General features: G+C 56.2%; 16 protein-coding genes. 10 read left to right on the top strand and 6 right to left on the bottom strand.

All coding sequences use genetic code 11. The features are described 5' to 3' along the window. Nucleotides 1-10: 10 nt before the first annotated feature. Entirely contained in the window at nt 11-967 is a 957-nt protein-coding gene (ku, locus tag V3851_RS17305) for a non-homologous end joining protein Ku (RefSeq protein WP_331847809.1), read from the bottom strand. Nucleotides 968-1,167: 200 nt separating this feature from the next. On the opposite strand from ku, the gene tsaE reads away from it, so the two are divergent. Genes tsaE through tsaD form a run of 4 tightly spaced genes read left to right on the top strand, consistent with a single transcriptional unit; the run spans nt 1,168 to nt 4,182 of the window. Next, on the top strand, nt 1,168-1,662 hold the full coding sequence (gene tsaE, locus V3851_RS17300; protein WP_331847808.1) for a tRNA (adenosine(37)-N6)-threonylcarbamoyltransferase complex ATPase subunit type 1 TsaE: 495 nt from the start codon (nt 1,168-1,170) through the stop codon (nt 1,660-1,662). Between the two features lie 2 nt (nt 1,663-1,664). Continuing rightward, nucleotides 1,665-2,615, top strand: coding sequence for a tRNA (adenosine(37)-N6)-threonylcarbamoyltransferase complex dimerization subunit type 1 TsaB (tsaB, locus tag V3851_RS17295; RefSeq protein ID WP_331847807.1), 951 nt, complete (start codon nt 1,665-1,667; stop codon nt 2,613-2,615). A 13-nt stretch (nt 2,616-2,628) separates the two neighbouring features. Continuing rightward, nucleotides 2,629-3,120, top strand: coding sequence for a ribosomal protein S18-alanine N-acetyltransferase (gene rimI, locus V3851_RS17290; protein ID WP_331847806.1), 492 nt, complete (start codon nt 2,629-2,631; stop codon nt 3,118-3,120). Between the two features lie 24 nt (nt 3,121-3,144). Then, the gene (gene tsaD / locus V3851_RS17285; protein ID WP_331847805.1) at nt 3,145-4,182 is read left to right on the top strand and encodes a tRNA (adenosine(37)-N6)-threonylcarbamoyltransferase complex transferase subunit TsaD; all 1,038 of its coding nucleotides are present in this window, start codon (nt 3,145-3,147) and stop codon (nt 4,180-4,182) included. 286 nt (nt 4,183-4,468) lie between these two features. Here tsaD and V3851_RS17280 read toward each other — a convergent pair whose 3' ends face one another. Together V3851_RS17280 and V3851_RS17275 are read right to left on the bottom strand one after the other, a co-directional pair. Next, nucleotides 4,469-4,969 carry a bactofilin family protein gene (locus V3851_RS17280; RefSeq protein ID WP_331847804.1) on the bottom strand — a complete coding sequence of 167 codons (501 nt, stop codon included), beginning with the start codon at nt 4,967-4,969 and terminating at the stop codon, nt 4,469-4,471. After that, entirely contained in the window at nt 4,969-5,976 is a 1,008-nt protein-coding gene (locus V3851_RS17275) for a M23 family metallopeptidase (RefSeq protein ID WP_331847803.1), read from the bottom strand. Before V3851_RS17275 ends, V3851_RS17280 begins: the two co-directional genes overlap by 1 nt. Nucleotides 5,977-6,184: 208 nt before the next feature. On the opposite strand from V3851_RS17275, the gene V3851_RS17270 reads away from it, so the two are divergent. From V3851_RS17270 to V3851_RS17255, 4 genes are all read left to right on the top strand, one after another. Then, nucleotides 6,185-7,279, top strand: a complete 1,095-nt coding sequence (locus V3851_RS17270) for a ParM/StbA family protein (protein ID WP_331847802.1) — start codon at nt 6,185-6,187, stop codon at nt 7,277-7,279. Nucleotides 7,280-7,989: 710 nt separating this feature from the next. Next, nucleotides 7,990-8,409: a DUF6157 family protein gene (locus V3851_RS17265; protein ID WP_331847801.1), complete on the top strand. Its 420-nt coding sequence runs from the start codon at nt 7,990-7,992 to the stop codon at nt 8,407-8,409. Nucleotides 8,410-8,468: 59 nt separating this feature from the next. Then, complete coding sequence (locus V3851_RS17260) at nt 8,469-9,293, top strand: VanW family protein (RefSeq protein WP_331847800.1); 825 nt, start codon at nt 8,469-8,471, stop codon at nt 9,291-9,293. Nucleotides 9,294-9,351: 58 nt separating this feature from the next. Next, on the top strand, nt 9,352-10,155 hold the full coding sequence (locus V3851_RS17255) for an AAC(3) family N-acetyltransferase (RefSeq protein ID WP_331847799.1): 804 nt from the start codon (nt 9,352-9,354) through the stop codon (nt 10,153-10,155). Nucleotides 10,156-10,194: 39 nt separating this feature from the next. Here the strand turns inward: V3851_RS17255 and cysK are convergent, their stop codons facing one another. After that, complete coding sequence (gene cysK, locus V3851_RS17250; RefSeq protein WP_331847798.1) at nt 10,195-11,118, bottom strand: cysteine synthase A; 924 nt, start codon at nt 11,116-11,118, stop codon at nt 10,195-10,197. Nucleotides 11,119-11,347: 229 nt separating this feature from the next. On the opposite strand from cysK, the gene V3851_RS17245 reads away from it, so the two are divergent. Further along, nucleotides 11,348-11,842 carry a hypothetical protein gene (locus V3851_RS17245; protein WP_331847797.1) on the top strand — a complete coding sequence of 165 codons (495 nt, stop codon included), beginning with the start codon at nt 11,348-11,350 and terminating at the stop codon, nt 11,840-11,842. Here the strand turns inward: V3851_RS17245 and V3851_RS17240 are convergent. After that, on the bottom strand, nt 11,829-12,710 hold the full coding sequence (locus V3851_RS17240) for a hypothetical protein (protein WP_331847796.1): 882 nt from the start codon (nt 12,708-12,710) through the stop codon (nt 11,829-11,831). The genes V3851_RS17245 and V3851_RS17240 overlap by 14 nt on opposite strands. Nucleotides 12,711-12,872: 162 nt before the next feature. On the opposite strand from V3851_RS17240, the gene V3851_RS17235 reads away from it, so the two are divergent. Continuing rightward, a complete protein-coding gene (locus tag V3851_RS17235; protein WP_331847795.1) occupies nt 12,873-13,190 on the top strand; it encodes a YciI family protein in 318 nt (105 codons plus the stop codon). 327 nt (nt 13,191-13,517) lie between these two features. Here V3851_RS17235 and V3851_RS17230 read toward each other — a convergent pair whose 3' ends face one another. Then, nucleotides 13,518-15,479, bottom strand: coding sequence for an ABC-F family ATP-binding cassette domain-containing protein (locus V3851_RS17230; protein ID WP_331847794.1), 1,962 nt, complete (start codon nt 15,477-15,479; stop codon nt 13,518-13,520). Nucleotides 15,480-15,628: the final 149 nt, after the last annotated feature.

The following is a 15,628-nucleotide window of genomic DNA, read 5'->3' as shown; positions in this document are numbered from 1 at the left end:
CCGTACGGTATTACGAGATCGTCTTTTTCGCGGTCTTGGCGGTTTTCCGCTTCGGCTTCGGCCCGGCCGCTGCGGCGTCGTCCGCGCCTGCGGCTGCTTTTTCCTCGGCGGCCGGTTGCTTGGCTTTTTTGCCGGCGCCTCCGGCGGCGGCCGTCTTCCGGGCCCGCTTCGGCTTCGCGGGACCTGGATCGGTAGCGATCGGCTTAACCGCTTCAATGCTGGCCTGCAGCGCGGCCATAAGGTCGATCACATTAGTCTCCGGCTTGGCCGGAGCGAGGCTGATTTCTTCGCCGGAGACTTTTTGCTCGATCAGCTTGAGCAGATTCTCGCGGTAGTCGTCCGTATATTTCTCCGGTTCGAACGGGGTTGAAAGCTGCTCGATCAACAGCTTGGCCATCGACAGCTCCTTCTCGTTCGTCTCCACGTTTTCCGGGAGATTCGGCACTTGGGAGATCGGGCGGATCTCATCGGGATAAAAGATCGTCTCGACCGCAAGGCATCCTTCCATCACCCGGATGGCGGCGAGGCTGCTCTTGGAGCGGATGGCGATCTTGGCGATGCCGATCTTCCCCGAATCCCGCATCGCTTCCAGCAGAAGCTGGTAGGCGTTCGATCCGGCCTGGTCGGGGGACAGATAATATGTTTTCTGAAAATAGATCGGGTCGATCTCCTCCAAATCGACGAAATCGAGGATGGTGATCGTCTTTTCCGTCCGGGCGGACAGCTGCTCGAGTTCTTCTTTTTCAAACAGCACATATTTGCCTTTCTCGTATTCGTATCCCCGGGAGATTTCGTCCCAATTCACATCCTCATCGCAAGTCGGGCAGCGTCTGACATAGGAGATCGGACTGCCGCATACTTTATGGATGTATTTCATGGAAATGTCTTTATCCTCCGTAGCGGAGAACATTTTAACGGGCACATGGACAAGCCCGAAGCTGATGGCCCCTTTCCAGACGGTATGCATTGCCGGGTAACTCCTTTCTTTTTTATAGCTTGATATGGTTAGTATGGATAGAAAAACGATTTCTATGACCCTTGAAGCTTTAGCCGGCGGATGAGCGATGTTTTACGGAAGGTTTTCGTGTTGCGGGTGCCGGAACGGACCGATATAATGGGGACATACGTTTTTTTGGGTTGCAGGCTTGCAAAAAAGGAAGGGTAACGATGGATTGGATATTCGATAAATCATCCGCAGGATTCATATATAAAGCGGAGAATCTGGATTATACGGACAAGCTCGCCGCGTTTCTGGCCAAAGCGGCCGTCCCCGGCTCGGTCATTGCGCTCGACGGCGATCTCGGAGCGGGGAAGACGGCTTTTTCGCAGCGGTTTGCCGCGTATTTGGAGGTAAAGGGCACGGTCAACAGCCCGACGTTTACGCTGATTAAAGAATATGAGGGGCGGCTGCCTTTTTACCATATGGACGTGTACCGGCTGTCGTTGGAGGAAGCCGAGGAGCTCGGGCTGGACGAGTATTTTTATGGCCAGGGCGTCACGCTGGTGGAATGGGCCAGTCTGATATCGGATATTCTGCCGCCGGAGGCGCTTTATATTTACATAGAATCGCTGAACGGCACGGAGCGGAATTTCTATATCCGGGCTTGCGGGCAGCCCTATGAAGCCTGGATCGACACCTTGAAAGAGAATGGAGTCCTGTAATTATGGATCATGGACGCAATGAAGCGCAGCCGCCGCGGCGGCTGCTTGCTTTCGATACATCGACATCATCGCTCGCGGTTGCCGTCATGGACGGCGGCAAGCTGCTGGCGGAGCGGAACATTCACGCCGAGCGGAATCACTCGGCTTATTTGGTCAGCGCCATCGGCGACGCGCTCGCCGCGGCGGGCGTAGCGAGGACCGAGCTGGACGGGATCGCCGTCGGCGTGGGCCCCGGCTCTTATACCGGGGCCCGGATCGCGGTCACGACGGCGAAGACGCTGGCCTGGGGGCTGCGCCTGCCGGTCTACGGCGTCTCGAGCCTGGAGGCGCTCGCGCTGGGCGGCTGGGCGCATGGCGCGCGGCAGGACGCGGCGGCGCTGGGCGCCGCGCTGGAAGGCGCGAACGGCGGTGAGATGGGCGTGGGCGCCGGGGCGGGCGAGGTTGGCTCGACTGGCGATGACGCTGAGACCGGAGGCCCCGGCAGCGTGGCGAGCGGGACAGGCCGGACCGGCGAAGCGCCGGTCCCGGGAACAAGCGCAGCGGGCGATCACTGGATCGTCCCGCTGGTCGATGCGCGGCGCGGTCAGGTCTATACCGCGCTGTTTGCCGCGCAGGCCGGCCGGCTGCCGGAGCGGCTCGAGCCGGATGCGATCCGGCTCATGGCGGGCTGGACGGAGCAGCTGGCCGGCCTGCTGCGCACGCTCCGGCCGGAGGATCGTCCGACGGGCGTGTGGTTTGTGGGCGAAACGGCGCAGCATGAGCCTGCGGTTGAGGCGCTTCGGCCCCTCTTGGGCGAAGCGCTGCATCTGATCCCCTACGAGCTGGAGGGGATCTGGATCGGGCTCGCCGGCGCCCGCCGGGCGCGGCGGGGCGGCGGCGATGACGCGCACGCGCTGGAGCCGAATTACACGCAGCTCGCCGAGGCCGAAGCCAAGCGGCTGCGCGGACGATAAGGAGGAACCGGGGATGAGTGTGACGCAAAGTGCGGAATCGGGGCATATTGAATTTCGGACGATGACGCTGGAGGATATCCCGGATATCATGGTGATCGAACATGAATCTTTCACCCTGCCTTGGAGCGAGGACGCTTTTCGCAACGAGCTGACGCTGAACCATTTTGCCCGCTATATCGTGATGGATGTGGACGGGAAGCCGGTCGGCTACGCCGGCATGTGGACGATCGTCGACGAGGCGCATATCACCAATATCGCCGTTCGCACGGCGTACCGCGGGCGGCATTTGGGCGAGAAGCTGCTGCGCGAGATGATGAGATGGGCCAGGGAGCTTGAAATGGAACGGATGACCCTGGAGGTCCGTTCCTCCAACATGGTGGCGCAATCGCTGTATGCCAAGCTCGGGTTTGTCGCCGCCGGCGTGCGTAAAGGCTATTATTCGGATAATCAGGAAGATGCCGTCATTATGTGGTGCGAGCTGCCGGAGCAGGCGTACGAATGCTGAAGAAGAGGAAGGAAGCGAACACAATTGCCTAATCAGGATTGCTATATACTCGCGGTCGAAACGAGCTGCGACGAAACTTCGGCCGCCGTTGTAAAGAACGGGACCGAGGTGCTGTCGAATCTGATCGCCAGCCAGATCGAAACGCATAAAGCTTTCGGGGGCGTCGTGCCGGAGGTGGCTTCCCGCAAACATGTCGAGAATATTACGCTGATGCTGGAAGAAGCGGTGAAGCAGGCGGGCATCGCCCCCGAGGATTTGTCGGCCGTGGCCGTCACCGAGGGCCCGGGTCTCGTCGGCGCGCTGCTGGTCGGGATTATGGCCGCCAAAAGTCTGGCCTTCGCGCTGGACAAGCCGCTGATCGGCACGCATCATATCGCCGGGCATATTTACGCCAACCGGCTGGTCGGCGAAATTCATTATCCCTGCCTGGCGCTGGTCGTCTCCGGCGGCCATACCGAGCTCGTCCTGATGCGGCGGGAAGGCAGCTTCGAGCTGCTCGGCCGCACGCGGGACGACGCCGTGGGCGAGGCGTACGACAAGGTCGCCCGTGCGCTCGGCTTCCCGTATCCCGGCGGGCCGCATGTCGACAAGCTCGCCCTGGCGTCGGACACCGCCGAAGAGCTGCCGCGCGCCTGGCTGGAGCCGGATTCATATGATTTCAGCTTCAGCGGGCTGAAATCCGCCGTGCTGAATGCGGTGAATCAGCATAAGATGCGCGGGGAGGACGGTTACCAGGCGGCGATTGCCCGCGGATTCCAGGAATCGGTGATCGACGTGGTGGTGGAGAAGGCGATCCGCGCGGTGAAGGCCACCGGAGCGGTGCAGCTGCTGCTTTGCGGCGGGGTTGCGGCCAACCGCGGCCTGCGCGCGGCGCTCAGCGAGCGCTGCGACAAGGAGGGCATCCCGCTGTCGATTCCGCCGCTCGGCTATTGCACGGACAACGCGGCGATGATCGGCGCCGCCGCCTACCTGAAGTGGAAGCACGGCGAATTTTCCGACCTGGAGCTTAAGGCGGAGCCTTCGCTGCCGCTGGAAACCTGGTCGGTCGGAGTCGGCAAATAGTCGGCCAATCATTAGTTGTAATAAATGCAACAATTAAACCCGGTAAGCCTCAGGAGTACGGGCTATGTTGCAGCTTATACAACAATTGGCCCTTAAGTGAGGTAAACGGGTCCAGTATTGGATCAAAAAGTTGCATAATGTGCAGTATTGGCTGCAGAGCATGGCTTTGTAAAAGTAAAATGCTGCATTTTATACAACTCTAGCCCACGGGACAATTTAACGCTAAAAAAGGAGTGAGCTGCGCAAATCGCGCAGCTCACTCCTTTTTTAGGGGTTGGGGCCGTGTTCACCAGGTAGTTTTGTACTTATCCGCGTCCTCTCCCGCCTTCTGACGGTTGTCGGACGAGCTGAATCCTTCGGCCGCTGCCGCGACTTCCTTCGCCGCTGCCGACTTGGCGTCGGCAGAAGCTGCCGCTTCGCTACCCGGCTCGGAAAGACTCTCCATCCGGCTGGTTCCTTCAAAAATACTTCCTTCCTCGATCGACAGGGACACGGCCGTAATGTTGCCGTACAGCTTGCCTTTAGAGGTGATGGAAATCTTCTGCCGCGCCCGGACATTGCCGTTTACGACGCCGGCGATAATGACGTTGCGGGCGATAATGGTATTGGATTCGACATGCCCTTTCTCCCCGACGGTAACGTCTCCTTCACATTCGATATCCCCGACGACCTGCCCTTCGATCCGGACGCCGGCGCCCGAGGTGATTTTTCCTTCAAATGTGCTGCCTTCCCCGACCAGTGTATCGGTGGTGTTCGGGTCCAGCTTGACGGTTTTGTTTTTGAACATTACAGCGCTTCATCCTCTCCGGGAATTGTTAAGTAATTCAAGGGATCGACGGGGGTGCCGCCTTTGACGACTTCAATGTGAAGATGGGGACCCGTGCTTCTGCCGGTAGAACCCAGCAGTCCGATCGTATCGCCTTGCTTGACGGTGTCGCCTTTGGCGGCGATCCCTTTTTGCAGATGCATATAAATCGTTTGCAATCCCGAAGGATGGGCAACCGTGACATAATTGCCGCGCGCGGAGCTGTATCCCGTATCCGTTACTTTGCCGTCGGCCGCGGCGTATACCGGGTCGCCGGTATTGCCGCCGATATCGAGTCCGTTATGCGAAGTCAGTCTGTTGCTGAACGGATCGCTTCTTTTTCCGAAATGGGAGGTGATCCGGGTGGAATCGGTCGGCCAATAGGTCGGCAGAATCCTCATCATTTCCTTGTATTTCTCTACGTTTACCTTGGTTTGTTCAAGCCGGGCCTGCAGCTCGGGCATCTCATTCAAGGAAGCGGTGATGCTTGCTTTCGTTTCATCGATCAGGGAGCGGACTTCCGCGTCGGATAAAGGGACGGATTCGCCGCCGACTCCCCCGTCCTGGGGAGCTTCCTTGTCTTGATTAATTTTGGTTGAGGCGGGGCTGATCCGGCTTCCGGTCGTTATCGCCTTTAATTCTGCCTCGAGGTTTTCCAATTCCACCATTTTCGACTCGATCGTTTTGGATTTCTCCGACAAGGCGATCAGCTCGGTCAGCAGCTCGTCGATCGCCTTTTCCTTATCGTCGACCGTGCTTTGAAGGCGGTCCTCCGATGAGGTAAGCTCGGCTTCCAGCATGACGATCCGGCTTGTGTTGCTACGGTTCACCAAAGCGAGAACCAGCGCCAATATAATTACGGCCATGGCCGAAACCAGCAGGGAGAGCAGCAATGCAAACCGCATTTTAAAGCGGAAAACGGGGCTGGTTCCCTCCGGTACGATGAGTACGGTAAATTTCTTGTTCGTCGGCTTAAATCTGAATTTCATGCGTTCCTCCTGAACCTCCGTGTAAATAGATCAACCGGGCAAATCTTTTCTGCTCCAAAGGTACTAATTCGGCAAAACATTCCAAATCCCTGCCCAATCAAAAAAATGTTCGATTATTCACAATAAAAGCAGGAATTTGTCGGAAAATCACGAAATCTATTTACTCATAAGAGTCCTGGATAAATGTAGCAAGGCAAAGGAGGTAATTATGATTAAAATTGCCGGTATTGATATCGGGAATGACAGCGTGAAGGTCGTCGTCGACGGATCGCCGCGCCCTATTCTCATTCCAAGCATCGTGTCGCCGGGATATGACAGACATATTCTGCAGGAGGAGGATTCCCCCCTTAAAGCGCTTGATGTACAAATTCGCAGTCCCAAACTGAAAAAAAGCAACCAACGGTATTTCGTCGGCCTGCTGGCAATGGAGGATCAGGACAACTCCGAGCTGGAGGAAACGGACAACAAGGCGACGAGCGACCAGTCGCTGGTCGTGGCGTTGACCGCGCTTGCGTATGCCGCGATTGCCGGCCAATCCCACCCGGTCGGGGGCGGATTGGAGGAAGTGGAGTACATCATCGGGACTGGGCTCCCCGTACGCTCGTATGTAGCTTTCCATCGCGCTTTTGAAGAGCGGTTGGTCGGTGAGCACGAGGTCGCGTTTCTTTCCACGCCGGAGCTGCACGGGAGAACGGTCCGTGTCATAATCCGCCGCGCCGTGGTTTCTGTGGAAGGCGCCGCCGCGTTGTACCATCTAGCGACCAATGACCAGCTTCAGGTGAAGAACGAAGAGTTGCATGGCGGCTGCATCGGCATTTGCGAAATCGGGGCGCTGACCACGGATTTCCCGGTGGTCAAACGGATGAATATCGACAATCAATTCAGCACCGGGGAGCAGTTCGGGCTTGCGACTTATCTCGATTCCATCATTAGAGAGGTGGAAGACCGGTTCGGTTACCGGTTCCCGAGCCGCACGAAGCTGATCGGGCGCATCCGCAACCGGGAATTCACGGTGCAGCGGGTAGGCGAGGGCAAAGCCGATATCCGTCCGATCGTGGACGTCTATTTTGGCCGGGCCGCGCAGAAGCTGGTCGATCTGATCCGCAAACGGTGGAAGAAGTATCCCGACATCGAATGCTTTTATGTGCTGGGAGGCGGCGCATCGGCGCTCCGCTCGTACATCGTCGAGGCCGCCGGTGATATGCGGCTGCGGTTCGAGGAAGACAGCGAGCTGCTCAATGTGCACGGATATTTAAAACTGGCGAAGAGCAAGGCCGGACAGATGCCCGTGGCACAAGACTAGGAATGGTGTGACGATAGCGCCGTGGAAACGTACTACATAGATATAGAGATAGATAAAGCTGCATTAGGGTAATTAAGCTAACTTATTTGAGATTGAGGATTTACTAGGGTTCATAATACTTGTTCACGAATGGATAACATGGAAAACGGCCGGATTAGAGGGAGGCAGCTATCCCTTAGTCCGGCCGTATTAATTATGACGACTTTGATTAGCTGTAAAACCTCCAGTTAATTGATCGTTTTCGGCTGCTTTTGATTAATTAACTGGAAAACATGTAGTTAATTTAGCGGAAATGGGGAACTTGAGCGAAAGAAGAGAAAATAGCTGGAGGTTTTCCAGTTAATTATCGAATTTACACTCTATCGGTAAAAATAACAGGAGGTTTTCCAGTTAATTTTTGATGCTTAGGCTACTCCCAAACCCTAACTTTCGAACTCCCCACTCCCCAACCCCTCACTCTCCAGCCCCTCCCTTCCCAGATCCTCACTCCCCAGATCCTCCCTACCTCCATTCCTAATTCCTCACTTCCCACATTCCACCGGAGCATCAACCCCCACTCCCCGGTGAAATCCCACTGCCGCTTAATTTCTTCCATCCCCATGGCAATCCTATGTATAATACTTAATAACCCGACAAACCGATTAACCGATAAACCGTTGATTAAGGCAGCGAGACAGTTACATAGCCGAAAAGCGAAGGAGGACCTGCCGATGAGCTATAAAAATACGTTCATTTTGATTTCGCCGGATTGCCCCGTGAATGAGGGGGTCATTCCGGTGACCGCCAAAGACAGCAAGCCGGTGCATGTCATTCAATACGAGCTGCTCGCGGAGCATCCGTACCAATACGACTACCCGGAACTGTTGTTTGAAACGCATATCCGGCATAAACGGATCCCCGAGCAGGAGGTCCAAGAGCGCAGGCAGGAGATATGGGAAGAGCTTTTTGCCAAAAAACACGCCTGCTTGCGCGCCTCCGCGCTGCCCAAAAGATACGGCTGGGGCGTCCATTACGACGAGGAAGGGAAGATTGCCATCTACGGCGCGGACTCGGCGGAATATAAGAGTTTTGCCGAAGCCCCGGAGGGCGGCATCCAATTGTTGTACGGGATGCGCAGCCGGAAGGGGTAACGGAAGCAGAGGAAATTCCCGCATGAGCCGGGCGATAAGGTAACCGGGAGGGGCTTTGCATGAAACCTGTCCACAGATCCAAGGCAAGAATTTGGTTGGGAACGCGGTATTACCGGTTGAAACGATACTTGGTCTGGTGGTTTGGCGGCGACAAAATCGCCAGCCAGCGGGATTCGTCGCTGCTTCCCAACAAGATGGCCGAGCACCGGACGATTTTGCTTCGCAGGCTCAAGGATGTCGACATGCAGCTTCAGCACAACAAAATCGTGAATTTGCGGCTTGCGGTCAGGCAGATCGACGGGCTGGTCATTCGGCCGGGCGAAACCTTTTCCTTCTGGCGGATGGTCGGAAAGCCGACGCGCGGCAAAGGCTATGTACCGGGGATGGTGCTGCACTACGGCAAATACAAGCAGGGAGTCGGCGGCGGCTTATGCCAGTTGACGAATCTGCTGTACTGGATGGCGCTGCACTCTCCGCTGGAAATAAAGGAGCGGCATCGCCACAGTTACGATGTTTTTCCGGATTCGGGGCGAACGCAGCCGTTTGGAAGCGGGGCGACCTGCTCTTACAACTATCTGGATTTGCGTCTATACAATCCAACCCAGGACCCGATCCAGATTCATGTCCATGTGTCCGAACATCATCTGGTCGGCGAGCTCAGGTCGGCCAAACGGCCTTTATACCGCTACGAAGTCTATGAACAAGAGCATCGGATTACGAGGGAATATTGGGGAGGATATATCCGGCATAATCTGATTTACCGCAAGGTGTTTAACCGGGCGGGAGAATTGCTTAAGGACGAATATATCACGGAAAACCACGCCCTGATGATGTACGAACCTTTGCTTGAGGCCGGAAAAGAAGAATGGACGAGTGGATCATGATACTAGGATTATGAGAGATGAAATAGAAGCTTGATATAGAGATAGAGGGGGTTTAAATATGGAAGAAATAAAAGGCACGCTGATTACGGTGGACTCCTTACAGGCCGATTTTGCGGCCTTGGGTGTAAGAGAAGGGATGACGCTGATCCTTCATTCCTCGTTCAAATCGCTCGGCCGGTGGGTTGCCGGAGGGCCGGTCGCGGTTATTTTGGCTCTGGAACAAGCGCTGGGGGACACAGGCACCCTGGTGATGCCCACGCATTCGAACGACCTGAGCGATCCGTCGGGCTGGGAAAACCCGCCCGTGCCGAGGGAATGGTGGGAGAAAATCCGCGAACAGATGCCGGCTTACGACCCCGATTTGACGCCGCTTTGGCATATGGGGATCATTCCGGAGCTGTTCCGCAAACAGAGTGGTACGAAACGGAGCGGGCATCCCCAAGTGTCCTTTGCGGCCCGGGGGCCGCTGGCCGATACAATTACCGCTGATCATAGCCTGGATTACGGGATGGGGGAGCATTCTCCGCTCGCCCGGATTTATGAAGCGGAAGGCTGGGTCCTGCTGCTCGGCGTCGGACACGGAAACAACACGTCGATCCATCTCGCCGAATACCGGGCCGATTATCCCGGGAAGAAGGAAACCCGCGGCAAGGCGCCGATCATCGTGAACGGCCGCCGCGAGTGGGCGGAATTCTCCGATATCGCCATCGACTCGGAGGACTTCCCGGAGATCGGCGCCGATTTCGAGCGGGACACCGGCATGGTGCTGCGCGGGAAAATCGCCGGAGCCACGGCCATGCTGGTGCCGCAAAAGCCGCTGGTGGATTATGCGGCGGGCTGGATGACGCGGCGCAGGAAGTAAACGGGGGCTTCCGCCGCGCCCCCGCCGAGAGACCGGGATCTAGTCGAAGATCCCCATGCTGAGATATCTTTCGCCGGTATCCGGCGCGATGCACAGAATCCGCCGGCCTTTCCCCAGCCGGCGGGCAAGCTGGAGCGCGGCCCAGACCGACGCTCCGGAGGACGGGCCGACGAGGATGCCTTCGAGCGCGGCGAGCCGGCGGACCGTGCCCAGCGCGTCTTCGTCCGCGACCTGAACGATTTCGTCGTAGATGTCCTTGTTCAGGATCGGCGGGACGAAGCCGGGGCTGGTGCCGACCAGCTTGTGCGGACCAGGCTCGCCGCCGGAGAGGACGGGGGAACCCTTCGGCTCCACGACGGCGATCCGGATATCCGGCAAATGCTCGCGCAAATATTCGCCGGTTCCGGTGATCGTGCCCCCGGTCCCCGAGGTGGCGACGAACGCGTCAAGCCGGCCCTCCATCTGCTCGAGGATTTCCGGCCCGGTGGTCAACCGGTGAATGCCGGGATTGGCCCCGTTTTGGAATTGCTGGGGAATAAAGCTGCCAGGGATTTGCTCCTTCAGCTCCAGCGCCTTTTCGATCGAGCCGGGCATTCGCTTTGCGGCGGGGGTCAATACCACCTCGGCACCGTAGGCTTTGAGCAGGTTGATCCGCTCCGCGGTCATATTGTCCGGCATGACCAGGATCGCTTTATAGCCCTTGGCGGCGGCGTTCATGGCCAGGCCGATGCCGGTATTGCCGCTGGTCGGCTCGATGATCGTCGCGCCGGGCTTGAGCATGCCCGCTTTCTCGGCTTCGGCTATCATATGGGAAGCGGCCCGGTCTTTGACGCTGCCGCTGGGATTGAAATATTCCAGTTTGACGTACACCTCGGCGTCTTGCGGGCCGGTAAGCCGTCCCAGCTTAACCGCCGGCGTGTCGCCGACGAGCTCCGTAATGCTGTCAACCACTTTACGGGTCATAGGTTGAAATCACCACTTTCAGTACCGAACGCAATCGTCGGAGTTTTTTTGTATATTCTACCCCGGGTTGCCGCGCCCGTTCAAGTCGGAGGGGAAGGTATTTCCAAGCCGAACTTCATATGATAAATTAGATTTGACAGCGAAGATGAGACCTCAAGGAGGTCCCATCTTTTTTTTGTTATATGCTAGTGATTTCGTTCACAACTTTCATGAAAAGAGGGGAGATTACATGACGGTGACCGGAAAAAGGCCATTTACGGTAAAGCTGCTGGCCGTCTTGCACGGCTTTCTGGGGATTGGCGCCGTTTTTGGCGGAGGGGCGCTGGTCATTGATCCCAGCGGGCAAATGCTCGGCATGCCGACGGACATCATGCAGCTGCCGGTGTTCCCGGATTATTTGATTCCCGGAATCATTCTGCTGCTTGTCCTTGGCTTAGCCCCGCTGGGGATTATGATCTCGCTGCTGCTGAGAAGGGAGTGGAGGCTCGGGGAGAAACTGAATTTGTTCCGGCCCATGCACTGGTCCTGGTCTTTTTCCCTGTATGTCGCGTTTGCCTTGATTATATGGATTATGGTGCAGCTCTATATCATCAAGACGACGGAATGGATTCATCTCGTCTACGTGGCGCTGGGTCTGGCTATTCAAGTTGTGACTCTGCTTCCGTCCGTAAGAAACCATTTTGAGATTGGGCGGGAGAGCGGGCAAGGCATTACCATGAATTAAGCTCCGTCCGCTTCCAGGTGTCTTTGGCCACGCAGATGTAGATATAGTTGTCATCCCAGGCGATATCTCCCTGGTTGCCCGGAGAATTGACCGAGGCGGGAGTGCGGGATTCGCGGATGCGAATGCTGTCGCCGGCGACATCGAGCTTGCTCTCGGGCGTTTTCGTGCCGATTCCGACATTGCCCGCGTCCCGGGTCACGCTCAAAGCGCTGTCGACCGCTTCTCCCGCGTCATTGTACCGGATGAGATTGAAATTGGCGTCGGCGGCATTGCCGCTTGCTTCACCGCTGTCGGTCCGCAGCACCCAGAGCGGGGTAGTGGCGTTATCCTCGCCGGTCTTGGCAAACTCGATATCCCGTTTTCCTTCCGCCGCAACCCTTAAGATGCCGTCCATTACGTTGAAGTTGGAGGAATGGGTGCGGATTTCCGCCACATCGGTGTCGTACGGAATCTCCAGCCGGGTGAACAGCTCGTCCTTGTTTTCTCCGGTCGGCGACATCGTAGTTTCAATAGAAATATGTTTATGATCGTGCTGTTCCGGATTATTGGCCTTGTCGTGAGAGACGATGGCGGTTTTGTCGTTTCCGTTTTCGTCGGCCCAGGAGATCGCCGGTTTGGCCCGGTCGGCCGTCCATTGCAGCCGGATCAGGTCGGACAGATGTCCTTCGGCGGCGACCCATTTCTGGTTCGTGGACAGATGAATCCGCTCGTTCTCCGGCAAAGCGAGCCCGCCTCCCGGCAAGGACGATTCCTGAAAGGAGGGGTTCGAAGATGAAGCGCTCTCGGCAGCGCCAAGCGCCTGACATCCTCCGACAAAAGCAAGACTGGCTCCTAGCGAGGTAAGAGCGACGATTTTTACCAGCTTCATTTCATACTCTCCTTTTTTACAAATTTTATCGAAATCCTACTTGAAATGATTGTATTTTTCGGAAGAAATGACAATAGGTACATGGGATGGTTTAACCGGGACGCCGATCCGGAAAACCGGGGTGTGGGAAAATAGCATCAGATTTTTAGGAGGTCATGAAAAATGTCGAATTCAGTAGAAAACGGGCAATTCATCAAGTATGTCATTTTGCTCTCGATGAATCCCGGAAAAAGCTTCAACGAGGAGTTGATCCGGGAGCATGTCGCGCATCTCAGGGAACTGCAAGCGATGGGGAAGCTGGTCATGTGCGGCCCGTTTGCGGATTATCCCGGAGGCATGATCGTCATTGAGGCGGCGGATTTGGAAGAGGCGCGTGCTTTGGCCGAGCGCGACCCGTTCGTAAAATCGGGAACGGAGAACTATGAACTTCGGGCCTGGGAGATTTCCTCCGAAGAGAACAATCATCTGGGGATGGGTTGATGCCGGGCCAAGAGTTCATGACATAAAATAATATCATTTGTCAAGCTGTGGACAAGGTTATCCACAACTTTGCATCCGCTTCCTGAAAATAAGCTGAAAGCTTGCCTGGCAACATATTGAGCTACTTTATGAAAAGTCAAGGATTTTTTCCTGAAAATTGTGGATAATGTGCATAACATGGTGGATAAATTGTACAATTGCGCAAAAAAGGCGATAAATTACGAAAAAAAACGGCCAAACAGGCCGTTTTTTTGGTGTATATCCCCAAATTTATGTGGATAACGCTGGGGATAAACCCCTAGGAGAATTTTTTGACTTTTTTAAAAATTATTCCGCGGCGAGCGTTTCCCATTCTTCATAGGCGGCGGACAATTCCGATTTATGCTGATCGATGGCGGATTGGCGCTGCTGAACAGCCTCGTAATCCTGATAAACTTCGGGAAGCGTTAATTCCGCTTCGAGCGCGGCGATGTCGCCCTCCAATTTGGCGATGGCTTCTTCAAGCTGCTCCATTCGCCGCTGGCGGGCGCGCTCTTGGCGCTTGGCCTGCTTATCCGCTTCAAAGGAGGCGGCCCCGGATTTTTCCGAAGCCGGCTCCGCTCCGGCACTTCGCTCTTGCGGGTTTGTTTTTGCCGCTTCAACGCCGGCCTCTTCGGCAGCAAGCTCCTGCAATTCCTGTTTTTTCGCCAAGTAATCGTCATAATTACCCAGGAAATGCTCCGCGCCGGACGGATGAAGCTCTTCGATCCGCTCGGCCATTTTGTTCAGGAAATAACGGTCATGGGAAATGAACAGCAATGTACCGTCATAATCCAGCAGGGCCGATTCCAGCACTTCCTTGCTGAATAAGTCCAAATGGTTCGTAGGTTCGTCAAGGATCAGAACATTGGCCTTTTGCAGCATCAGCTTCGCCAAGGCGACCCTTGCCTTTTCACCTCCGCTTAGCGCGGAGATCCGCTTGAGCACGTCTTCGCCGCTGAACAGGAAATTGCCGAGCACGCTGCGTACCCGGGCTTCCTCCATATGCGGGAAGGTGCCCCAGACTTCCTCCAGCACCGTATTCTGCGGATTGAGGTGGGTTTGTTCCTGGTCATAATAACCGATCTTCACTTTGGTGCCCCAGTTGACCGAGCCCGCGGATGGGGACAGGTCACCGGTCAGAATTTTCAATAACGTGGACTTTCCGATCCCGTTCGGGCCGATCAAGGCCACCGTCTCGCCGCGCCGCAGGCTGAACGATACGTTCCGGAATAATGGGGATGCCCCCGGTTCGAAAGCGTAGGCCAGGTCGTCGACCTGAAGCACCTCCTTGCCGCTCATGATTTCGGCCTCAAAAGAGAAGCTGGCCTTCTTGAGATCTCCGAGCGGGCGGTCCATAACCTCCATCTTCTCCAGCGCCTTGCGCCGGCTTTGCGCCCGCTTGGTCGTCGAGGCGCGAACGATGTTCCGCTGAATGAAATCTTCCATGCGGGCGATCTCGTCCTGCTGTTTCTCGTACAGCTTCATCTGGCTCTCGTATTCCGCCGCTTTCAATTCGATATACCGGCTGTAATTGCCGGTATATCTGCGCGACTGATGGCGCTCGATCTCCACGATGGCCGTGACGAGCCGGTCCAGGAAGTAACGGTCGTGCGACACGACGAGCAGGGCGCCGGAGTAACTCCGCAAATAATCCTCCAGCCAAGTCAGCGTCTGGATATCCAAATGGTTGGTCGGTTCGTCCAGCATTAACAGATCCGGAGCCTGCAGCAGAATCCGCGCCAGCGCCAGCCGGGTCTTCTGGCCGCCGCTGAGCGTGGAGACGACCGTATCCGGCGCGAATGAGCCGAATCCCATACCGTGCAGCACGCTTTTGATCCGGGTCTCGATTTCATATCCGCCATGGTCTTTGAACCAGTCGGATTTCACCGCGTAACGGGTCAACAATTCCTGATACGCTTTCTCATCCGCAGCCGCGGCCGGGTCGGCGATTTGCGCCTCCATCCGGCGCAGCTCCTGCTCCGTCTCCGTCAGATCGGCAAACACGCCCAGCATTTCTTCCCAAATGGTGCGATCCGATTGCAGCCCGCTGTTTTGCGCGAGATAGCCGACCGTTGTTTCTTTGGCCTTGAATATTTGTCCGCCGTCCGGTGTCAATTCCCCCGCCAATATTTGCAGCAGCGTCGACTTGCCAGCTCCGTTCACGCCGACGAGACCGATCCGGTCCCGTTCGAGAACCTGCAGGCCGACGCCGCCCAGGATGGTAGTCACACCGTAGTGCTTGGTAATGTCAGTAGCTTGAAGCAGCATAATTCTAATCGATCCTCCTATATAACTCCCTCTCTATGAGTAGTGTACATGAAATGCGGCGCAAATGCACCGCCGATTCCCGTCACGAAAGGGTTTGTTGTATTTCATATGAAGTTTTCATTTTGCGTCAACAATGATAAACTAAAGAA

The organism is Paenibacillus haidiansis (genome assembly GCF_036553665.1).
Lineage (GTDB): Bacteria > Bacillota > Bacilli > Paenibacillales > Paenibacillaceae > Fontibacillus > Fontibacillus haidiansis.
Note: the sequence above shows the minus strand (reverse complement) of the source record. Positions and strands in the feature narration are given on the sequence as shown.